Source organism: Anabaena subtropica FACHB-260 (genome assembly GCF_014697105.1).
In the GTDB taxonomy this organism is placed as follows: domain Bacteria; phylum Cyanobacteriota; class Cyanobacteriia; order Cyanobacteriales; family Nostocaceae; genus Trichormus; species Trichormus subtropicus.
The window spans coordinates 1-22,196 of record NZ_JACJRF010000004.1 but is presented as its reverse complement, the minus strand read 5'-3'; the positions used below and the strand labels follow the sequence as shown (position 1 = coordinate 22,196).

The following is a 22,196-nucleotide window of genomic DNA, read 5'->3' as shown; positions in this document are numbered from 1 at the left end:
AATCACACAGTAACTATGACACTATAACGGCAATGCGCTCTGGCGAAAAGGAAAAGTATAAAAGATGAGAGAAGTTCAAGCTCTGCGACAAGCCTTTCAAAGTCGCAAAATGGGAGCGCTACTACTGCTAGGTTTTGCATCTGGGTTACCTTTGTTCTTGACTAGTAGAACATTGCAGCTATGGATGCAGGATGCCAAAGTTGATTTAGGGAAAATCACCTTATTTGGGTTGTTGGCTTTGCCTTATTCCCTAAAATTCCTGTGGTCGCCCTTATTAGATAGATTTGTACCACCACTTTTAGGAGCTAGACGGGGTTGGTTAATATGCACCCAAATTGGGTTAACATTAGCGATCGCCGCCTTAGCATTGCAACAACCATCTCAAAGTGACCAAGTATTGCAAATCCTGGCAATCAACTGTCTCATCATTACTTTTTTAAGCGCTACCCAAGACATCGCCGGAGATGCTTACCGTACCGATATTTTAAACCCACTCGAAGCTGAACCAGGCGCATCAGTTTGGGTGCTAGGTTATCGCATAGCCTTGTTTATCACCAGTTCCCTAGCGATAGTTTTAGCCGATTATATTCCCTGGAACGGCGTTTACTTACTCATGGCTGTTTTCATGGCGGGGAGTATTTTAACTACCTTATGGTCGCCGCCAGAACCAGAAATCCGCAACGCTACTGAAAAGTATGCACCTATATCTGTTAAAGACGTTATCTTTATCGTCTTAATCACAGTCTTAGTTGCGGGATTAATTGGCGGTGTCTTTGTCGGTTATATTGCTCTGCCTGTATTTTATTGGTTATTGGCGAGTTTAATAGTCGCTTGGATTGTCACCTCCTGGTTATTACCCACAGAACTATTAGGAGAAGTCACGGAAGATAGTCCTCCCCAAAATTTACAAGCCGCAATTTTTCTCCCCTTCAAAGAATTTTTTCACAGATTTGGCTTAACTCAAGCCAGCATCATTCTTATTTTTATCATCCTTTATAAACTAGGTGACTCCTTAGTAGGTATTACCGCCAACCTATTTCTGCGAGAAATAGACTTTACCAAAACTGAGATTGGGTCAATCCAGGCTGGTATGGGCTTTATTGCCACAACTATCGGCGTATTAGCCGGTGGCGTGATTATGACTAAAATCCACCTCAATCGCAGTTTGTGGATCTTTGGTATTCTTCAATTACTGAGTAACTTAGGTTATTATGCACTAGCAGTTGCTGGCAAAAATTACTCACTTCTAATCTTAGCAGTGAACATCGAAAACTTCAGTGCAGGATTAGTGACAGTTGCTACAGTAGCTTTCTTGATGAACCTTTGTAACCATCGCTTTACTACTACTCAATTCGCTTTATTCTCTAGCTTAATGGCTATTAGTAGAGATGTTCTTTCTGCACCAGCAGGAGATTTGGCTAAAGCCACAGGCTGGCCTACATTTTTCTTGCTCACCCTAGTAGTAGCAATACCTGGATTGCTGCTTTTACCCTTTGTTGCCCCTTGGAATCCTAAACCAGTGGTAGTAAATAGACCAGGAATTGATGACGAGGATGTATGGGAAACCAAGTAGTGATTATTGCCGGCACATTTATTCTCTTACTCACCGGTTTGTTACTAGGCTATGTTCTTTCACAGTTAGTTTTAGGTTTTTTAGCTTTTAACCTCCTAACTTTTTTCGGCACAATCAGCCTAATCTTGATTTTTGGCACCCTATACTATGTCCTGTTCTGGCAGTTAAAGCGGGAACAAACACAAGTATTACCAGCAGAAATGCCCACCCAACTAGAAACACAAACGCAAACCCCAACAATACCGGAAAATCATCTCAAAAACAAACTAATTTCCCGATTATCTGGTGATGTAGAATCAGCAGAACGATTAATAGAGCAAGCAAGGCAAAACTATCCAGGGATGCCAGACAACTGGTATTGCGAGAGAGTTCTTGATGACCTAGACCGCGACACTCGCTAATCTTTAGCTTGTCATGCTCAAATATCGCTAAAATAAGTCAAGGAAAATTTACAAATCTTTGATTAGGTTGCACAACACAACCTGACATAATTACGAATCAAAATATGGCTATATTCAGACAGTACATTGCACCCTTACTAGTAGTACTAGTATTTATATTTGCCTTAGTGGCGGTCAGCGCCCGCATCTTCTTACCCTCAGACATGGCTTCCCCAGCCCCCATTGAAGAAGTTGGTGTCAGTCTTGTACCTATCGGCAATTCTCCCATAGCTCTTTTGTGAGGGATTGGGGATGAGGGAGAAAAACTAATGACCAATGATTATTGACCATTGACAAATTCTGAATTGCTAATACCCGGATATCATATTCGCCGTGGCTCAACCTTGGAGCGATCGCAACTTGTCAAATTCATCCAGCGTACCTACCAAGAGTTGTTTCCCACACAACAGGATTTTGCTCACCTAGCAATCACTGTTGAGCAATACTTCTCAAAGGACACGCCTTTGTGGTGGGTAGATTTTTCTCATGAAGAATTAGGAAGCGGGGAAGGGATAGAGTCTGGGAATATTTCCTCCCCTCTGCTCCCTGCTACGCCACTTGCTCCACTTGGGGAGACCCCAAGACCGCAGTGGCTCCCCTGCTCCTCTACCTCATCCCCCGTAGCCTGTCTCTGGATGGGAAACGCCATAGACCAGATTCAGGGCGATCGCCATGCTCATATTTTTCTTTTATACGTCCTTCCAGAACATCGAAGGCGCGGTATTGCTACAGCATTGATGCAATATGCAGAAAATTGGGCAAAGCAAAGAGGCGATCGCCAAATCGGATTACAAGTCTTTCAATCCAACCCACCCGCCTTAAATCTTTACAATCATCTCGGTTATCAAACCCAATCGCTCTGGATGGTAAAGTCGATTGGTCAATAGTTATTATTCATTATTCATTGGTTCTCTTCTCCCCCTACTCCCCTGTTTCTCACAGAGCAATTCCCAACTCATGGCGTATGAGATGGATCAGAAAGTGTACAATGAGCTAATCAATAAAAATAAATCTTTAAATAATTAGCACGGGGGGTTTATTTAAATCTCACTCGCGCGTGCAAGAGAAATATGTATGACGAAGAAGACCTAAGCCTACTCGATATCGAGGAAGAGTTAGAAAGCCCCTTAGATAAGATAGAACCAATCACGGCTGAGTCAGAAATACCAAAGCCTGACCCAGATGAAATGCTAGCGCTCCTAGACAATCCGCAACCACAGAAACGGATGCTGGCAGCTCGTGCTTTTTGTGATATTGAAGACTCACGAGCCACCCCAATTCTGATTCGCCTTTTGAATGATAACTGTCCCTTGGTGCGAGTCAGTGCATCCTATGGTATTGGGCGTAACCCTAGCGCCGATGCAGTTGAACCGTTAATTACCCAACTGTATCGAGATTGGAATGGCTATGTCAGAAAAGGCGTTGTTTGGGCTTTAGGAAACTGCCGCGATCGCCGTTGTTTAGCACCCTTAGCCGACGCTTTGAGAACAGATATTTCTGCCGTGCGCCTTTGGTCTGCCAGTGCCTTAGCCCAAATGGCAGGAGTTAGTTATGAGTCTGTTGTTGGGGCAATCCCACCACTGATTGAAGCTTTAGTTCAAGATAGCGTAGGAGCAGTACGGAGTAACAGTGCTTGGTCAATTGGACAATTATGTAAAGAACTGCCTTCTAACATAGTTTATGCCACAGCGATCGATGCCTTGATTCAGGCTTTCGCTGAAGACAAAGATTTAGGTGTACGCGAGGATGCTAAAGCCTCGCTATTAGGTGTAGGCGACCCCCGTGGCTTGCAACTCATTGAAACTTTGGAGCAGGAAGGATGGTTTTAGGGAGCAGGGAGCAGGGAGCAGGGGGAGAAGAGAAACAATGACTATGAATAACTCTTACCTCAGCACTCCCTAATCCCTTTTACTTATTTTCAGTTGTAGGCTTGACCAAATTTAAGTCATAGGGACGTTCTGTATCATCCTCGCCTAAATATTCACCATTCTGAATTTCCAGAATTACTAGAGGGATAGAACCTGGATTTTCCACTTTGTGTAGAGTGGCTGCTGGTACATAAGTTGATTGATTACGACCTAACAACACTTCCTGTTCATCACAAGTCACCTTGGCAACGCCAGACACTACCACCCAATGTTCATTGCGGTGATAGTGAATTTGGGGTTTAATGCCATGTCTGGGCTTGATTTCCACGCGACTAATTCTATAGGTTTCCCCTTCTTCTATCACCTCCACATTACCCCAGTAACGTGAACCTGAATGTGAGGAAGAGTCATTGGCATCTAACTGCCCGTTATTTTCACTCTGAGTCATAACTAAATTTCTCAGCTAAAAGAATATTAATGTTTTCCAGCAATCCAACTTAAACCAGAGAAAACCAATAGCAAGATGCACAATCTTATGTGATGATTCCTGCTCTTACTTTACCCTATGGCCATAAATTGTATCTAATTGTGAACAGAGACAAAAATATTCGGTGATGTTATTCCCACTGAGAACAGGGTAAATAATTAAAGTTTTGTAGTGAGAACTTTAGTTCTCTCTGCGTTCTCTTTCGAGAGGCTACGCCAACGCATAGCGTGTCGTAGACAGACGCTCAGCGAACAAAAAAGGACTAAAGTCCTTACTACGAAACGAATCTTAGTATTTTTACATTACTTAACATAGTTTGTTTTTTCAATTCGTTCTACTTACCTGTATATTGAATGCGGTAAATACGATTATTCGCTTCCTCTGTAACTAATAGACTACCGTCGGGTAACACAAGTAAACCTACAGGTCGCCCCCAAGTAGTGGGTCCAGCAGGATCTAGTAAAAATCCCGTGAGAAAGTCTTCATAATGTCCTTGTGGTCGTCCTTGGGCATTAAAAGGAACAAATACTACTTTATAACCAGTACCGCGATCGCGGTTCCAAGAACCCCGAAATGCTACAAACGCACCGTTACGATATCTTTGGGGAAAAGTTTGACCATCATAAAATTGCAAACCCAAAGCGGCTGAGTGAGATTGAAACAATACATCTGGGGTGCGAGTCATGGCTGCTAAATCTGGGCGTTTACTTTTACCACCTGCTTTTTGCCTGGGGTCGAGGTTTTCGGGTGTAAAGTAAGCATAAGGCCAGCCGTAAAATTCCCCTTGCCGAATCCGTGTAAAGTAGTCTGGAACCAAATCATCGCCAATTCCATCCCGTTCATTCACGGTGGTGTAAAGTTCTTTGCTTACGGGGTGAAAATCAAGACCGACTGGGTTACGTAAGCCAAAAGCAAAAGTCTGCTTTTGGGAACCATCTAAATTCATCACCTGTACAGAAGCCCTTGGTGGTTCTTCTTCATCCACATTGGAACGGGAACCCACGGAAACATACACCTTATCCCCATCTGGTGAGGGGATAACATTACGAGTCCAGTGCTGATTGTAACCACCACCAGGGAGGTCAGCAATTTTTTTACCAGTGCCAGTTAGTTGTTGTTGGTCTTGAGTGTAGGGAAACCGTAATACCGCATCCGTATTCCCTAAAAAGAAGGAATCGCCGACAAATGCCATACCAAAAGGAATATTCAACCCATTTTCCGCACTAGCAAAAGTTTGCCGGACATCAGCTACCCCATCACCGTTAGTATCACGCAACAAACGAATCCTATTTTGCCTGGTTTCTGTCACCAATACATCACCACTGGGGGTTAAAGCCAGCCAACGTGGTGCATCCAAACCTTCGGCAAAAACGTTAACTGTAAACCCTGTTGGAACTCTTAGCACTGGTTTTTGCGGAATGGATACAACTCGCGGTGGTTTAGAGGCGCTGTCTGTAGCAAAAGGTGCTGGTAAATTTTTTAGGTCGATGCGGATAGGTGTGGGTGAAAGTTTTTCTGTCGGGATGAGGTTTTTGGTTTCTGTGGGATTTTGTGCTAGTTGAGCCGCAGGTGTAGACGCTTCTTGTGGTGGAGAACTTTCTAATGAGGTGCTAGTTTGATTACAGGCTGCTGCGGTGATGGATAGAAACACAGACAGCACGAAACGCCTAGAAACCTTCATGATAGTGCGGTTATATACACAACTTCTTCAATGTAAGCTAGAAGTTCAATAGTTGTCGCCTGCCACAAGTGCGATTTTTACTGGTTAGGGTTTTCGTGCTTATCGTCTGACCTAATAAATTAAGTTTTGTTTCTGCCAAAAGCTCAGTTAGATACAGCACCTAATTGCCCCATTAACGCCATCATGTCACCTTGACCCCAATGTTCTACAATTTTGCCATCAATGACATGATCAATATGTATGATTGAAAATTTGACGTGCTTTCCTGTCGGTGGAATACCCATAATTTCTCCTTGATGAGTTCCACTGAATGTCCCACGGGTAACAACCTTATCGCCTTCAGCAATCACATCTACAAAAGTGTGGAAACCATCTGGAAAAGCAGCACGCATCATCAGTGCATACCCAAAAAAAGCATCAGACCCTTGAAGTTGATGGCTCCCCATCACACAGCCAATAATATCTGAGGCTACAAATGTTTTACCTTTTTCGATGTCTCCTAAATCAAAGGCTTCGTAAGCTTGCAGGACTATAAATTTATTATCTTCTAATGACATGAGAGGTTTTGATGCTGAAATATTGCGTTACGAATCTACCTTGTTAGTTGCTCAGTTGCATTGACTTAGGTTAAGAAAATTGCTGCTGTTTGACTCTGCGTTTTAATCGGCTCAAAGATTCTGGTTCAATTCCCAGATATGATGCTAAGTAGTATTGAGGAATGCGCCGTAAGAGTTCGGGTTCTGTGTTAATTATCTTGAGATAACGCTGTTCAGGTGTATCCCTAAAAAGAGACAGCAATTTATCTCGCAGCATAAACGCAAGACTTTCAGCATGGAGCCTCAGAAGTTTTTGTCCATCTGGACTTACTTCAAAAACTTCAAATGCCTCATGGTTGATAATCAGTACGTCAGAATCTTCAATCGCCTCACAAGAGAAACAGGCGGGTATTTGTTTGCAGAAGCTCTCGTAATCACCCAGTGGTTGATGTTCGACGTGAAAAAATAAAGTGAACTCTTTTCCGTCTTTTAAGAAAAATGTTCTCAGACAACCTTTCATCGTCAAGCCAAGAACTTCACAAACATCGCCCTCCCGCAAAAAGAATTCACCTTTATTAACTTTTTTGAACTCTAAAAGTGGTTCAACAAGGGTCATGTCAATTTTGAAATCAGGCAAAAGTTGCCGAATGAATTCGTAAAATGATTCATACATTTGATCATCGGAATTTAACCTTGTGATGGTTTGAACCTTATCTAAGCTCAAGTAGTAATTCTCTAAAGGTAAGATGATTAAATTAGTTTATAGACTATTTCGATAGTGGGGGTAAAGAATGGGATTGGCTGGTGTAAGAATTGTGTTGGTAGAACCAGCTGGCCCTTTAAATGTGGGTGCGATCGCCAGAGTGATGAAAAATTTCGGGTTAAAACACCTAGTATTAGTTAATCCTCAATGTGATCCACTGTCTGAAGAAGCGATGAGAATGGCAGTCCACGCCAAAGAAATTTTAGAATCTGCCGTATTAGTACCGACTTTACCAGCAGCTTTACATGGATGTGTGCGGGCGATCGCCACTACAGGGCGTGATAATGATTGGGGTTTAGCCCTAGAACAACCCAGAACAGCTTTACCTTGGTTAATAGAAGAAACAGGTCAACCCTCAGCCCTAGTTTTTGGCAGAGAAGACCGGGGTTTAAGCAATGAAGAATTAATTTATGCCCAGCGATTTGTTCGTATTCCCACCAGTCCTGAATATACGTCTTTGAATTTGGCTACATCTGTCGGTATCTGCTGCTACGAACTAGCCCAAAATACAGCGCCAATTGAAACTCCAACCATTAACGAAACTGAATTAGCACCTTTAGATTTTGTAGAGGCGTACTATCAGGAATTGGAGTCTTTATTACTGAAAATTGGTTATTTATATCCTCATACAGCAATTAGCAGGATGGAAAAATTTCGCCAACTATATAACCGTGCCTACCTGCAAACTCATGAAATAGGAATGCTTCGCGGTATCTTACGACAGGTAGAATGGGCAATTAACAATCAGCGTAATTCGTAATTATGCCCAGAGACATTGTGTCCCAATTTGGTATAATTCATTATCTAATATTTACGCAACTATTCCCCAAAATATTTAATATGAATTAAACTAAACACAAAAATGTTACTAAGTAGATAAAACAGGGAGTAGGGAGTAAAGAATGGGGAGTGGGAAATCTCCTGCTTTCCGGCTGTTGCAGAAGAATGATTTCCGCCTCAAGCTGCCTATGGCGTGAGTTTTGGATCGGGAGTCGGCAGGAAAAAATTCGAGTGGGTCACAAGGAGTAGTAGTGTCAGAGTCAAGTGACAAACTAAGAGATTTCTCGCGGCGACAACCCGTCAACCGCCGCCAGCGATCGCGTAAAGTTCCAAAAGTAGAGTCAAAAAAAGCTAAAGTTCCGAACCAGCAGCGTGCTACTACAGGAGCAGCAGTCATAACGCGCTCCTCCAATAATGTTGTGCCTCCTCCTGCCGTTGCTGGAGGTCGCAAACCAAAACAGGGATTGGTAATGCCTAGTGTAGTCAAACCCATGCCCACTGCCAAAGGTCAGGTTCCCCCTTTAAATCGCAACAACGTAAAAGTTAGAACAGTAAGAGTGCAGAAGCAGCCGATGTCTCAAATCGGTAGAAGAGTATCACGCAAGACACGATTAAAACCAATGGCTAGAGCCATTTTGTATGCTATACGGTTATTAATTGTAGGAGTTGGTATTGGTGCGATCGTTGGTACAGTCTTGTCTGTTTTAGACCCCGCAACTCGCATTACTCCTAATGCTTCTACCCTATCTAGCAGTAATAATACAGGACAATCTCAGTCAAAAATTAATCCTGGTAATTCAGTAGCAGGTGTGTATTTAACTCAAGAAATTACACCTTTAAAGAACGCTGTACAAGAATTAACAGCAGCCAACCCTAACCTCACCCCTGGAGTCTTTTTAGTAGATTTAGATACAGGGGGTTATGTAGATATCAATGCTGGTAGCAGTTGGCCTGCCGCTAGTACAATTAAAATCCCGATTCTCGTTGCGTTTTTCCAAGATGTCGATGCTGGGAAGATCCGCTTGGATGAGATGCTGACGATGGAACGGGAAATGGTAGCAGGAGGTTCAGGTAATTTTCAATACAAACCAGCCGGAACTCAGTATGCTGCTTTGGAAGTTGCCACAAAAATGATTACCATCAGCGACAACACAGCTACTAATATGCTGATTGCTCGACTCGGAGGTATGGAAGCAGTCAACGAGCGTTTTCGGAGTTGGGGATTAACAAATACAGTTATTCGCAATCCACTACCAGATTTACAAGGGACAAACACCACCAGCCCCAAAGAATTGGGAAATTTGATGGCTATGGTGAGTCAGGGTAATCTAGTGAGTATGCGATCGCGTGACCAAATCCTCGATATCATGCGTCAGACAGAACGCGATCATCTCCTACCTTCCGGTTTAGGCGCAGGTGCAAGAGTATACCACAAAACTGGCGACATTGGTACTATGTTGGCAGATGCGGGTTTAATTGATACTCCCACAGGTAAGCGTTATGTGGTTGCTGTCATGGTACAACGCCCCAATAATGATCCCCGTGCCGAAAAACTCATTAGTTCAATTTCTCGTGCTGCGTACCAACAATTTAGCCAGAGTGAGCCTATACCGAGTAATACGACTAGTAATTTACCTCCAACTAGTTATCAGTCGCCAGCCATGACTTCTCCTGTAATCAACACACCTATAAATCCAGCTATTGCTCCTCCTACATCCAACAATGTAGGTGGTTATCCATCTCCAGTAGTAAATCCACCATATTACCCACCAACTAGATAATTGGCAGGTGTCATATATCAAGTCTTTACTGGGTCACAAACTGATGTAAATTGTGGATTATAACAATCAAATATAAAATCCGCTTATGACATCTACTACCCCCACAATTCAATTTTTTGCAGGGATTTTTGAAGAACTAAGTAATGTGAGTTTGCGGCGAGAAGTCCGTACTGATAAACGCATCGTTATGTTTCAGTTCAATCAACTCAGAGCCATAGAAGGATTTACCAGTTTTACTAAACAATCATTGAATTCTCTATTGTTAACTGATGAGGAAGGTGAGATTAGTGTCACTCCTTCTTCCACAAGATTTATCTTTGGGGGTGATGAAGGTGATGAATTAAAGGGGGTAGAGTGCCAATTTGAAGTTGAGCGTGATGATCATTGGGAGCGATTCATGCGTTTTATGCACCGTTACGCCGAGGCTAATGGTATGGAATATGGAGAACGTTAACATTTTTGATATCGCATCCCTGGGAGTTGGGAAATTATACCCATCAGTTCCAACTGTAATAAGGCGCTGGAAACTGAGCCTGCGTTCATGCCTGTTTGTTGGATAATAAAATCGAAGGGTAAGGCTTCAAGGGCGATCGCATCCAATACTTGTTGTAGTTCTGGTGATAAACTAGGCAAACTCAACTGTTCTGGTATTGGTGATTTATCTACTACGTCCAGTTGTGGTATTGCTCCCAACATTTTTAATAGTTCGTCTAGTTCTCTGACAATTTGCGAAGCGCCTTGGCTGAGTAACTTTAAACAACCTTGGGATGGGTGATCATCTATTCTTCCGGGGAGTGCATAAACATCTCTACCAAAATCATTCGCATAGGTAGCAGTAATTAATGCACCAGATTTGATAGGCGCTTCCATTACCAAAATAGCGCGGCTTAAGCCGGCAATGATGCGATTACGACGAGGAAAATGAGTGCGATCGGGTGGTGTTGTCGCAGGATATTCACTCACAACTAAGCCACAAGTCAAAATTTCTTTGTATAAATCCCGATTTTTCGGAGGATAAACGACATCTACACCCGTACCCAACACTGCAATTGTCCTTCCACCGGCTTTCATCGCTGCACTGTGGCTAACGGTGTCGATTCCCTCAGCCATACCCGAAACTACGGTGAAGCCGTTTTTAGCTAAGGCTGTGCTAATTTGCCTAGTCCAACGTATACCATATTCTGATGGTTGACGCGTCCCGACAATTCCTACTAGGGGTTTGTTTCCTAGATTTTCTTGTAAATCTACTTCACCACGGTAGTACAACATGGGTGGTGGACTGGGAGTTTCCAGTAATAAACGGGGATAGTCTGTATCGGCTGGTGTCCAGAAATGAGGGTTATCTGCTTCGTGCTGGATGAATAACTGTTCTGGGTTGAGATGCGATCGCTGTCTCACCACTTTTTCTAATGTCTGTAAACCAAAGCCCTCAACTTCTCCCAATTGAGCCTTATTTGCATTCCAAGCGGCTGATAATGTGCCGAAATGCTGCTGTAGTCGTTGCACTAAAACAGGCCCAACCCCGGAAATTTGCGCCCAAGCTAACCAATACGCCCGTTCTTCTCCCACTTTTCCATCCTCACACCCACTGGGTTGAGTATTCCCAAATTCGTCAGTTTTAATTACGAATTGTGCTGTCTGAGCGTTTTTCTTTGAGATAAGCAAACACAGATTTATCACCAATATCGGGGGGAATTGCTTGTACTACCTTACGCACAGCAAATATTAAAAATAAAATTGCCCAAGTTCCCAATAACACTTGTTCCCATTGAGTTGGTAAAATGCCCAGCAAATGTCCTAACAACAGTGAGGGGACGATAAAGGTTAGTGCTTTGGTTTCTAAACGATTAAAGCAAAATGCTTCTTTGAAATAAATCCCTGTCAACGCAGCGAAGGTAAAACCAATTCCCAATATCGTTAAAGGTTGATTGTATACAGTCACAGCAAAAGGTTGGCTATCAGAATGTCCGACAAAAAACGCCGCAATACTACCAATTAACCAAAAAACTTGTAATAGTCTGTGCAAGGGTGCAAGGTAAATATGAATCGTCCATAAACTGACTCCCAGTGCCAAGCTAAAGCAGGTGTATAAAGGTGTCAGTGCTTGGATGGCGATAGGATTATGGTTGAATAATACTAAAGCACTGCCAATGGCAAAGCTCAAGGCGGCTACCATTAAGCCAGAACGGTAGATAATCACACCATTGCGATCGCTCTGATTGATGGTAAACTCTCCAAACTGACCTTGATAAATCTCTGATGCAGATATTGTTGATGTAGTCATTAGTTGTCAGTCCTTAGTCGTTAGTCAACAGTCAACTATTATTTACTAGTCTAATAACTAATGACTTCCAGGGGGTCTTGCAAATTTAGCTGTAACTGTGAATGTGCATCACCGCTATTAATGGCAATTTCTACCCAGCCATGACTCCCAACTAGCGCAACCACCTCTCCTGCTTTCACATTACTGTATGTATCACACCCCGGAATCATCAAGCCGCTAACTTGTACACACCATCTTTTGTTTTGTACGTAATTACCTGGAATATTACTGACTAAATTACCAAAGTGATCTATGTATTGAATGCAGCCAAACCAACCAGTTTTTGTTTCGGTACAATTTTTCAGATTCATTTGCACCAAACTAGCTGGATCAATTTCATGTCCTAGCTGTTGGAGAGTCACACCACTGGCGAGATGAGCGGCGACTGGTGCAAAAATATCTCTACCGTGAAAAGTTTTGCTAGGTTCTGGGGTGCGCCAATATCGAGAATTGGTTAGCTCAACAACTGCAATGGCTGGAGTTTGAGCTAATACGCCGCTAAATGTGCCATTATCTGGCCCAACTAAGAAACCTTGAGCAAATTCTACAGCGATCGCTCGTCTTTTACTACCCACCCCCGGATCTACCACTGCTATGTGTACAGTCCCTTCTGGGAAGTAGGGATAAGCATTCATCAAACTAAACCTAGCAGCAGCAATGTTTTGTGGTGGTATCTGATGGGTTAAATCTACCACCGACAATTTAGGGTTAATTTGGGCAATTACTCCCTTCATCACAGCTACATACACATCGCGATCGCCAAAATCACTCAATAAAGTTAAAAACTGCTGATTTGACCAATTTCCTGGCATGACTTCCACAAAAAATATATTAAATTAAATTTTTCTGTAACATAGACTACGAAATTTATGCTATGTTAGGAAGACAAAACATAAAGTAGAAAAATTAAGAGGTTAATCCTATGAGCCAAACTAGACTCAAGGCAAATGGTGCTGCCAAAGAAGTGCATAGACAAAATATTCAAAGAAACATAGAACATCGCTTAGAAGTAGCCAGAGCTAAAGGCGATGAAAGATTAATCCGCCAACTGGAAGCTGAATTAAGACAATTTGCTTAAATTCAGTATTTATTGTTCATAGTGTTGTTGTGTTTATCCCGCTAAGGCGGGTTTTTTTTTGGTTAATCATTGGTCAATAGTCAATAGTCATTCTCCTTTTTGTTATCGGCTTCTCTGCTCAGTGCATCGCTGACTAATAAAATTTCTAGATGGAGTTCATTTTGCAAGAAAAATCTGGAAAAGCTCATGATGAATTGGTAGACATGAATGTAGATTAAAATCTATCAGTCTTGAGTTAAACTAATCACCCGATGAAGTAAAAATTCATCGAATTAATGGACTAAATATGAACACTTACCCTAATCAGCAAATGAAGTCTTTGTTATTAATTTTAGCTACAACTTGTGGAACAGCTTTATCATTTGTTGGTAATGTTAATTCTGCTGTTGCATCAGAACTAATAGCTAATCATAATTCGGCAATAAATAGTAGAACTATAGCCAATGTCAGTACTTGCCCCCAATATGCTGGAGGAGGAAGATTATCAGCCCAAATTGAAACTCGTAATTTTATTATTCATCTTTGCAAACGACGTGGAAAGCTGTTTTATACAGGTGTTTCTAAACGGAATGGTAGAGGGATTTATTCTCTGCCAGCTTATACGGAAGAAGGCACAGGATATGTCGCTAGAAATGGACGATATGAATATGTTGTCAATGGTGCTAGTCTAGACATTATCAACAATGGCAAACTTATACAGTCAGAATCTGTAATTAGATATATCAGTGGTTATTCTAATTAAACCAATGAACAGTTATCAGCGAACATTCACCTGATAACTGTTCATTAGTTATCATAAAATCAAGGGTTCAAGACCCCTATGTCTATACGTAGTATCAGTTGAGTCGGGGTTTAAATCCCCAACTCCAACTGTCTTTAATTTTGAATTTTGTTGGCGCAGCCTTGCCGTAGGCTATTTTGAATTTTGAATTGTTAATCATGGCCAAGGTGCGGTAGGCAAATCTTCTTCATCTATGGATATTAGTGTATTCATTGATGAGTCATCTTTCTGTTTGAAGTTTTGATCTGCCGAATTGGCTAGTTGATTAAGAGCGGCTAATACTTCTGATGCAGACTGATATCGCTGCTTAAAATCATCGCGTACCATTTTACTGAGAATTTGGGCGAAGTCGTCGCTAACAAACGCCTTATCACTCCATTTCACTTCCTCATTATCATCTCTAGGCAGATCATGAGGGGCGATGCCTGTTAAGGCTTTAATACCAATCATCCCGACTGCATAGATATCACTATTATATTGGGGACGACCAAAGCATTGTTCGCTGGGTGCGTAACCTTTAGTCCCAATACCAATAGTAAAGGGGGTTTGCTCTTGATTTTCTATGTGGAGTGAGGAAATTTCTTTGACTGCACCAAAGTCAATTAATACTAATTTACCATCTGAGTCTCTGCGGATAATATTGCTGGGTTTAATATCTCGATGAATTACGCCATTTTCATGAATAAATACTAATATTTGCAGTAATTCTCTGACAATTTCGCTCACATCTGTTTCCATAATGCCTCTACCGGATGGCAATTCCCGACTGAGAGGATGACCAATGATATATTCTTGAACTAAATAAAATTCTGCCTCTTGTTCAAAATAAGCTAGAAGTTGGGGAATGTTGTGGTGTGTACCCAATCTTTCTAGGGTTTGTGCTTCGGAGTGAAATAAACGTCTAGCTAGTTCTAATCCTTTCGCCTGGGTGTTGGCTGGTTTTAGCTGCTTGACGACACATCGCGGGTTCCCAGGACGTTGGGTATCTTCGGCAATATAAGTTTCACTAAATCCACCAGAACCAAGCACCTTGACAATTTTGTAGCGTCCACTGAGGATTTTTCCCGATACAGCTAAATATCTTTGCTGCAATAAGTCTTGCAGTTCCTGTTGTTGGCTAATAATTTCTTGAACAACCGGAGAAGTTTTATATTTCTGAAAAATATCGACTATTTGGCGAGTTCTAATTTTTTCTCTAGCTATTTCTGTTCCCAGATAAGATATTCCACAAAAAGCGATCGCCAACATTGGTATAGTCGTCGGAAATAGTAACTGTGCATAAACAAAGCTGACATAGCTAATACTCGCCCAACCACTAGCAACAGTAATACTTAAAATAAATCTTTTCAGCCCGCTTTTGCTTTTAGTAATGATGAATGATGCACCACCAACTAAAGCCAAGACAAATAATGCTTGCAGAGTGGGACTTTTAATTGCTTGGGCGATCGCTTTACCTTGCATGACAGTGGCGATCGCATTCGCGTGAATTTCCACTCCCGACATCCGTTCAGGAGATAACCAATTGTTGGCTACTGCAACAGGATGATAATCATTAGCTAACTGGGCTGTAGCGCCGATAATCACGATTTTGTTTTGGAATACTTTTCCCTGCTGCAAATAAGTATTCCAGTTTTGCGGGTCGAGGACATACCAAAAGGGAATTGGCTCAAATGTGCCAGGAGGCCCCCAAAAATAAATACGTTCTCCTTCTGGTTGAGGATATTTTACCTGCGCTGACCCCAATACTGCTTGGTCAAAGGATGGAATTTTATCTGTCAACGCACCGTATTCGCTTAACAACTTGGGAAATTCACTAGCTAGACGGTGTACTTTCCCATCCACTTCCACAGGGAAATTCACCGTACCTATTGATAAGCTATTGTTAAGAAATTTTTCATAAGGCAACCTTAATTGAGTGAATATTCCCTGGTGAGATTGAGAAATTTCGTATTGTGCGGCTAAGGTAATTTTACTACCGTATGTTTGTAATACTGCTTGCAGTTGGCGATCGTCCTCATCACCATAGCTTCCGGGTAAATCAAAAACCACATCCAAGGCTACGGATTTAGCCCCAGCCTGCATTAATTTTTCCACTACCTGAGCATAGGCAGCACGTTTAAAAGGAAACTTAATCAGTGGTTCCAGGTAGGCATACTTTTGTGAATCTGTTTTATAGTATTGTTCGGGTATTGATATGGACTGATCGTCAATTGCTAAAATCACTATGTCTTCTGGAGGGACAAGCGGCCCACGTATTTGAAAAAATGTCGAAAGCGCTTGAGTTTCCAGTAACTGTACTAAACTTAAGCCAGAAGTTGTCAGTAAAGCCGCTCCCATTGCTGAAACAATAGTGAGTAGGTTATCTAAGCGTACTAGACGCTGAGACTGACGTGCTGATGCTGTCAACGAGGCTTTTGTTGTTTTGTTTGACGCTATATTGGCAGTAGACACATATTTTTTGTTGTCTTTTTGTGTAGGTTCTTCTGCCATATCGTGTTAATAATTAGTTTAAGTACAATTTTTTTATTTATTTAGTTTCATTTATACTACAACTACATTGAAATCAAAACTTAAATGATAATCTTATACATTTGTAATAGAAATTTTATTCTACGCCAAACTTGTGTTAGACAATCTCAACTAAGTGAACTTAATATGAGCTAGAGGGTGAGATGCTAGGGGCTAGAGGTTAGATGCTAGGGGCTAGAGAAAATAATTTTCTATACTGGATTTTCCGATTTTTGCGTGATTAGCTGACTTAGAAAATTGCTGTTAACTCAGCCCGTGTCGAGTAAAAAATACTAGCTTCTATCCCTTATTTCCTAGCCGCTAATCCCTAGCCTCTAGCCTGCTACTTATACCGCTTATACAAAACTCGTATTTTTTACTAAGCTTTATTGTTAACTGTACAACCCATATATGGTAATTTCCCAATCTCCTATTTTCAGACATATGCCTTACCTCTTTAGAAGTAAAATTGATAGATGGATGGCAAAGTATCCTGTTAATCAGTCTTTTTTATTGGTAGATTTTGATTACAGGGTGTTTCTCTTACTCTTGAGGGTTAAAATGTTCAACGACCAGCACTTAAATTCCTATGTTACTGCTAATTTTAGGTATTGAGAGAGGTAAAATAAAAGCTATAGATGAAAAGTTACGCTAGAACTATTAGTCAATTTATCAAATGAGAATTGCTATAATCTATTGTCCATTCTAAATTCTTTACTATATATTAGGTGTATTTTTCTATGGGTTCCCCAATGAATCGTCTGTCTATTTTTGTAGACGGAAACAATATGTTCTATGCCCAACAAAAAAATGGGTGGTTTTTTGACCCAAGACGCGTTTTAGAATATTTTAAGAACGAGCAATCAGAAACAACACTAATCAACGCATTTTGGTACACTGGCTTAAAAGACCCACAAGATCAACGAGGTTTTAGAGATGCTCTCATTAGTTTAGGATATACAGTCAGAACTAAAATACTCAAAGAATATTATGATGATTCGTCCGGTCGTTACTCACAAAAAGCTAATTTAGATATTGAAATTGTCGTTGATATGTTTAATACAGTAGATCAGTACGACCGAGTAGTTCTATTTAGTGGTGATGGTGATTTTGAAAGAGCAATTGAATTATTACGTTCAAAAAATACACATATTACAGTAGTATCGACAGAAGGAATGATTGCCAGAGAATTACGTAATGCTACGGACAGATATATAGATTTAAATGATATTAGAGACCGAATAGAAAAAGCAGAAGGTTAATATTCTTAGCAATTATTTACAAAATTAAAACTACAAAAACTTAGGTTCTAGATATTTTAAGCAAAAAGTACAACTAAACAAATAGCCAAAATGACAACTAAGCCAGAAAGAATCATCATTTTTGATACTACACTCCGGGATGGTGAACAATGTCCGGGCGCAACGCTAAACATAGATGAAAAATTAGCGATCGCCAAACAATTAGCTCGTTTAGGTGTAGATATTATTGAGGCAGGTTTTGCTTTTGCTAGCCCCGGAGATTTTGAAGCTGTTAATAAAATTGCTCAAACTGTAGGGACAGAATCAGGCCCGGTAATTTGTAGTTTGGCAAGGGCGAGACATGATGATATTAAAGCCGCAGCCGAGGCAATTAAACCAGCAGCTAAAGGCAGGATTCATACCTTTATTGCTACATCTGATATTCATCTGAAGTACAAGCTGAAAAAAACCAGACCGGAAGTGATAGCGATCGCCGAAGAAATGGTAGCTTATGCCAAAAGCTTCACCAATGATGTAGAATTTTCCCCAGAAGATGCCGGACGTTCTGACCCAGAATTTTTGTATCAGGTTTTAGAACGGGCGATCGCGGCTGGTGCAACAACAGTTAACATTCCCGATACAGTTGGTTACACCACACCCAGCGAATTTGGGGCAATAATTAAGGGCATTAAAGAAAACGTTCCTAACATTGACCAAGCAATTATTTCTGTTCATGGACACAATGATTTAGGCTTGGCAGTGGCTAACTTTCTAGAAGCAGTCAAAAATGGTGCTAGACAATTAGAATGCACTATCAATGGTATTGGTGAACGCGCCGGAAACGCCGCTTTAGAAGAATTAGTCATGGCATTACACGTCCGGCGACAATACTTCAACCCCTTCTTAGGTAGACACCCAGATTCGGAAGAATCACTCACAAATATTGACACCAAACAAATTTATAAAAGCTCTCGCCTAGTGTCTAGTTTAACGGGAATGCTAGTGCAACCAAACAAGGCGATCGTCGGGGCTAATGCCTTTGCCCATGAATCTGGAATTCATCAAGATGGTGTGTTAAAAAACAAACTCACCTACGAAATCATGGATGCCCAATTGATTGGTTTAACAGACAATCAAATAGTTTTGGGTAAACATTCTGGGCGTAATGCTTTCCGTACCCGCTTGAAAGAATTAGGCTTTGAACTATCAGAAACTGAGTTAAATAAAGCCTTCGTTAGGTTTAAAGAAGTAGCCGACAAAAAGAAAGAAATTTCGGATTGGGATTTGGAAGCCATTGTTAACGATGAAATTCAACAAGCCCCTGATTTGTTCCGGGTAGAATTGGTACAAGTTTCCTGTGGTAGTAATGCACGTCCCACCGCAACAGTCACCCTCCGTACCCCAGATGGCGAAGAATTAACCGATGCAGCCATTGGTACAGGGCCAGTAGACGCAGTTTATAAAGCAATTAACCGCGTGGTCAACGTACCGAATCAGTTAATTGAATTTTCTGTACAATCAGTAACAGGTGGTATAGATGCGCTTGGAGAAGTAACTATTCGCTTGCGCTACGAATCGAGAGTCTTTTCTGGTCATGCAGCCAACACCGATATCATTGTAGCTTCTGCCCAAGCTTACGTTAACGCACTGAATCGTTTATACGCATCCTTGCAAACTCAAGAAAAGCAAACAGAAGTCACTGCATAGAAATCAAACAAAACCCAACTAGCTTGTGAGTTGGGTTTATTTATTTGGCATTGCTGAATGATGGGATGATTTTTGCCGGGCTACAACCCCGCTTCTCTAGAAGATGCTCCGCGAACGCTCACACGCATCCGCCACAAGGCGTTCTCGCAGAGTACGAGCAAAGAATCAACTTTTAGCGTTGTACAAAATTCTCAATTTATACTGCAAATATGCAACGCCATTTTTTCTCATTGCTCCCTTCAATTGATCTAATTCTGCAAATATCATGCTCTTGCTAAACAGCTATTTAGTTATGGTTGATGGTATAGCAAATACTATCACTAATGAGATTAATTTTTTATTGCAATAAAATACTAATTACTGTAGATTATACATTAATTAGTTTTACAGTTGATAATTTATTGCAACTGATTATCTAAAATTGCCGTTAAAACATGACAAATATCCTGACGGAAGAGCAAATCAATCAGATTGAACAGGAAACTTTAGAAAATCTAGAGGTATCCTATAATACTAAGGGATTTGACCAAATTCAGAGATTCCGCAACAGCTTATGTGATACTTATTCCCAAGTAGTTGAATTTCGCCCAGGATTAGTTCTAGAAATTTTTGATGATTATTACTATCAACAAGTTAATAGTATAGTTGATCACTATGGTAGTTACGTACTAACAGCTAAATTTTATTTATCAGGTAATCATAATGTAATTTGTCCAGGGATTCCAGGCGTTAGAGAAAATTATCAAGAAACAGTAGGAAATAATTACCTATTCTACTTACCAGATATTGAAGAAGTAGAACAATATTTTGCAGGCGATCGCATCTATTTAATTAGAATTTGTATAGACTTAGACTTCTTTAAAACCTTTATCGATGGACTAGAGCATCTACCAAAACAGTTACAGCCTTTCTTAGAAAAAGACTCACCACCCTTGTTTCACCATCCAGTGGGCAAGATTACCCCTCCTATACAGACAGCATTACAGCAAATTCTCAATGTTCCCTATCAAGGGATGATACAAAGAATGTATCTTGAAGGCAAGGTTTTAGAATTACTAGCTTTGCAGTTTGCCCAATTAATAGAAGCTGAGGGAGATAAACAACCCTTGATTAATCTCAAAGCTGGCGATGTTGAGAAAATTTATCAAGCTAGGGATATTCTTAGCAAAAACTACGATCATCCACCCTCATTGATTGACTTAGCTAAGACAGTTGGTATTAATGACAACAAACTAAAGTACGGCTTTCGTGAAGTGTTTGGTACTACAGTATTTGGCTATTTGCGTGACTATCGCTTAGAAGTAGCGCGAAAGCTGCTACAAGAACAAAAGCAGAACGTGAGAACAGTAGTTAACACAGTCGGTTATGCAAATCAAAGTCACTTCGCCGCCGCATTCAAGCGTAAGTTTGGTATTACTCCTCAAGATTGTCGATTAGGTCGATTTTTAGAGAAGTTTTAAATGAGACGACAAGCGGTAAAAGTCAGCCTATAACCTAACAATAAAAAAGTTGATAGTTTTAACTACTGTATAAATTTTAGCAAAATGGTCAAGTCTACTTATTACGACAACATTGCTCACCTTTACGACCAAACCCGTTGGTTAACAGAATCCGTCGCGCAGGAAGTTGCAGATTTTATCCTGGAATTAGTTGATGCAACGCCTGAGACATCTTTTTTAGAACCTGGTATTGGTACAGGATTGAATGTTCTTCCTTTCATCAGACGCGGCTATCCTGTCACAGGAATTGATGTTTCTGAAGCAATGCTTGACCAATTAAGAAAAAAACTGGACAAAATTCCTCAAAATCTGAACTTGATTCATGCCGATGCTTCACAATTACCTTTTACAGATAAGAGTTTTGATGTTGTGTTAACCGTTCACATGGTTCACGGCATTTCCAATAAAAAAATGTTTCTAGATGAGATTCATCGCGTCTTGAAACCACAAGGTTTTTATCTCAATGCTCAATGGATTACCCCACCTGCCCGCATGGAATTTGAGCGTTATTTGAGAGCTATTTTAGCTAAATACGAAGCGAAAGAAGCATCGAAGCGTGTCAATAAAGTAATTGAAGAAATTAACGTAGAAGACTATTTTTATAGCAAAGGTTATCGGTCAAAGTATGTGATTGCAAAAGAGTGGACGGTAAGTAACACTGTTGAAGAACTCCTCAGTTTTTCCAAATCACGGGCATACGGTTTATGTTGGCTGGTGTCGGATGAAATATTTCCTCATGTAATGAGCGAGTTTGAAGAGTTTTGTGTTGAACATTACGGTTCGTTGGAAACAGAGTTATCATCTCAAGCCAAGTTTGAGATATGGGCTTATAGAGCAAGCTAACACTCCATCAGTGTGGACGGAATAGAGGTTTTCTGTGAGCCTCAAAAGCTATCTACCAAGGTGAATTTGTCGGCATTCCTGGTTATGAAGTTTCTTATCTGAAGTGAATAGTAATACCAATTTGAAAAAAGAATGCGACAGATGGTAAATATAGACAGAAGTAGTATTCAGAGTATGTGATGGCAGGGGTAACGCATATTGAGATTGAAGAAAGTGTCGAGGAACTAGAGGAGTGGCTCAGACATCAAAAACAGTCTCGGTGCAAAGAACGAATACAAGCCCTATATCTGATTAAAGGGCAGGAAAT

At 40.9% G+C, this 22,196-nt stretch carries 22 protein-coding genes; 14 read left to right on the top strand and 8 right to left on the bottom strand.

Translation table 11 applies throughout. From position 1 onward, the window contains the following. Window positions 1–64 precede the first annotated feature (64 nt). The 5 genes from H6G18_RS03325 to H6G18_RS03305 all read left to right on the top strand — a co-directional run bounded on the left by H6G18_RS03325 (window position 65) and on the right by H6G18_RS03305 (window position 3,842). Window positions 65–1,573 carry an AmpG family muropeptide MFS transporter gene (locus H6G18_RS03325; protein WP_190405665.1) on the top strand — a complete coding sequence of 503 codons (1,509 nt, stop codon included), beginning with the start codon at window positions 65–67 and terminating at the stop codon, window positions 1,571–1,573. Then, a complete protein-coding gene (locus H6G18_RS03320) occupies window positions 1,558–1,974 on the top strand; it encodes an ABC transporter permease (RefSeq protein WP_190405664.1) in 417 nt (138 codons plus the stop codon). The genes H6G18_RS03325 and H6G18_RS03320 overlap by 16 nt, the downstream gene beginning before the upstream one ends. Window positions 1,975–2,078: 104 nt before the next feature. Next, window positions 2,079–2,255 (top strand): hypothetical protein, encoded by a 177-nt coding sequence (locus H6G18_RS03315; RefSeq protein WP_190405663.1) that lies wholly within the window; start codon window positions 2,079–2,081, stop codon window positions 2,253–2,255. 48 nt (window positions 2,256–2,303) lie between these two features. After that, window positions 2,304–2,900, top strand: coding sequence for a GNAT family N-acetyltransferase (locus H6G18_RS03310; RefSeq protein ID WP_199311544.1), 597 nt, complete (start codon window positions 2,304–2,306; stop codon window positions 2,898–2,900). Between the two features lie 183 nt (window positions 2,901–3,083). Further along, window positions 3,084–3,842 carry a HEAT repeat domain-containing protein gene (locus H6G18_RS03305; protein WP_190405662.1) on the top strand — a complete coding sequence of 253 codons (759 nt, stop codon included), beginning with the start codon at window positions 3,084–3,086 and terminating at the stop codon, window positions 3,840–3,842. A 79-nt stretch (window positions 3,843–3,921) separates the two neighbouring features. On the opposite strand, the gene H6G18_RS03300 is transcribed toward H6G18_RS03305, so the two are convergent. From H6G18_RS03300 to H6G18_RS03285, 4 genes are all read right to left on the bottom strand, one after another. Beyond that, window positions 3,922–4,329, bottom strand: a complete 408-nt coding sequence (locus H6G18_RS03300; protein WP_190405661.1) for a phosphomannose isomerase type II C-terminal cupin domain — start codon at window positions 4,327–4,329, stop codon at window positions 3,922–3,924. Window positions 4,330–4,702: 373 nt separating this feature from the next. Further along, window positions 4,703–6,049 carry a PQQ-dependent sugar dehydrogenase gene (locus tag H6G18_RS03295; RefSeq protein ID WP_190405660.1) on the bottom strand — a complete coding sequence of 449 codons (1,347 nt, stop codon included), beginning with the start codon at window positions 6,047–6,049 and terminating at the stop codon, window positions 4,703–4,705. A gap of 143 nt (window positions 6,050–6,192) precedes the next feature. Next, window positions 6,193–6,606 carry an ester cyclase gene (locus tag H6G18_RS03290; RefSeq protein WP_190405659.1) on the bottom strand — a complete coding sequence of 138 codons (414 nt, stop codon included), beginning with the start codon at window positions 6,604–6,606 and terminating at the stop codon, window positions 6,193–6,195. 70 nt (window positions 6,607–6,676) lie between these two features. Beyond that, on the bottom strand, window positions 6,677–7,309 hold the full coding sequence (locus tag H6G18_RS03285; protein WP_242040173.1) for a Crp/Fnr family transcriptional regulator: 633 nt from the start codon (window positions 7,307–7,309) through the stop codon (window positions 6,677–6,679). Window positions 7,310–7,376: 67 nt separating this feature from the next. Between H6G18_RS03285 and H6G18_RS03280 the strand changes: the two genes are divergently transcribed. From H6G18_RS03280 to psb28, 3 genes are all read left to right on the top strand, one after another. Further along, on the top strand, window positions 7,377–8,108 hold the full coding sequence (locus H6G18_RS03280) for an RNA methyltransferase (RefSeq protein ID WP_190405658.1): 732 nt from the start codon (window positions 7,377–7,379) through the stop codon (window positions 8,106–8,108). 271 nt (window positions 8,109–8,379) lie between these two features. Then, window positions 8,380–9,909, top strand: a complete 1,530-nt coding sequence (locus H6G18_RS03275; protein WP_190405657.1) for a serine hydrolase — start codon at window positions 8,380–8,382, stop codon at window positions 9,907–9,909. A gap of 85 nt (window positions 9,910–9,994) precedes the next feature. Then, complete coding sequence (gene psb28, locus H6G18_RS03270) at window positions 9,995–10,363, top strand: photosystem II reaction center protein Psb28 (RefSeq protein WP_190405656.1); 369 nt, start codon at window positions 9,995–9,997, stop codon at window positions 10,361–10,363. Here psb28 and dprA read toward each other — a convergent pair. The 3 genes from dprA to H6G18_RS03255 are packed head-to-tail and all read right to left on the bottom strand — an operon-like array spanning window position 10,360 to window position 13,044. Continuing rightward, window positions 10,360–11,478 (bottom strand): DNA-processing protein DprA, encoded by a 1,119-nt coding sequence (dprA, locus tag H6G18_RS03265; RefSeq protein WP_190405655.1) that lies wholly within the window; start codon window positions 11,476–11,478, stop codon window positions 10,360–10,362. The two genes, psb28 and dprA, sit on opposite strands and share 4 nt — an antisense overlap. A 49-nt stretch (window positions 11,479–11,527) precedes the next feature. Beyond that, on the bottom strand, window positions 11,528–12,193 hold the full coding sequence (locus H6G18_RS03260; RefSeq protein WP_190405654.1) for a DUF2301 domain-containing membrane protein: 666 nt from the start codon (window positions 12,191–12,193) through the stop codon (window positions 11,528–11,530). Window positions 12,194–12,243: 50 nt separating this feature from the next. Beyond that, window positions 12,244–13,044 (bottom strand): SAM hydrolase/SAM-dependent halogenase family protein, encoded by an 801-nt coding sequence (locus H6G18_RS03255; RefSeq protein WP_190405653.1) that lies wholly within the window; start codon window positions 13,042–13,044, stop codon window positions 12,244–12,246. Between the two features lie 110 nt (window positions 13,045–13,154). Between H6G18_RS03255 and pirA the strand changes: the two genes are divergently transcribed. Further along, the gene (pirA, locus tag H6G18_RS03250) at window positions 13,155–13,310 is read left to right on the top strand and encodes an arginine synthesis PII-interacting regulator PirA (RefSeq protein WP_190405652.1); all 156 of its coding nucleotides are present in this window, start codon (window positions 13,155–13,157) and stop codon (window positions 13,308–13,310) included. A 286-nt stretch (window positions 13,311–13,596) separates the two neighbouring features. Then, a complete protein-coding gene (locus H6G18_RS03245) occupies window positions 13,597–14,052 on the top strand; it encodes a hypothetical protein (RefSeq protein ID WP_190405651.1) in 456 nt (151 codons plus the stop codon). Window positions 14,053–14,247: 195 nt separating this feature from the next. On the opposite strand, the gene H6G18_RS03240 is transcribed toward H6G18_RS03245, so the two are convergent. Then, entirely contained in the window at window positions 14,248–16,581 is a 2,334-nt protein-coding gene (locus H6G18_RS03240) for a CHASE2 domain-containing serine/threonine-protein kinase (RefSeq protein ID WP_190405650.1), read from the bottom strand. Window positions 16,582–17,339: 758 nt separating this feature from the next. Here H6G18_RS03240 and H6G18_RS03235 point away from each other — a divergent pair. From H6G18_RS03235 to H6G18_RS03220, 4 genes are all read left to right on the top strand, one after another. Further along, window positions 17,340–17,861, top strand: coding sequence for a LabA-like NYN domain-containing protein (locus H6G18_RS03235; protein WP_011318899.1), 522 nt, complete (start codon window positions 17,340–17,342; stop codon window positions 17,859–17,861). 90 nt (window positions 17,862–17,951) lie between these two features. Next, window positions 17,952–19,547 (top strand): 2-isopropylmalate synthase, encoded by a 1,596-nt coding sequence (locus H6G18_RS03230; protein ID WP_190405649.1) that lies wholly within the window; start codon window positions 17,952–17,954, stop codon window positions 19,545–19,547. 434 nt (window positions 19,548–19,981) lie between these two features. Further along, the gene (locus H6G18_RS03225; protein WP_190405648.1) at window positions 19,982–21,007 is read left to right on the top strand and encodes a helix-turn-helix domain-containing protein; all 1,026 of its coding nucleotides are present in this window, start codon (window positions 19,982–19,984) and stop codon (window positions 21,005–21,007) included. A gap of 84 nt (window positions 21,008–21,091) precedes the next feature. Continuing rightward, complete coding sequence (locus tag H6G18_RS03220; protein ID WP_190405647.1) at window positions 21,092–21,889, top strand: class I SAM-dependent methyltransferase; 798 nt, start codon at window positions 21,092–21,094, stop codon at window positions 21,887–21,889. Window positions 21,890–22,196: the final 307 nt, after the last annotated feature.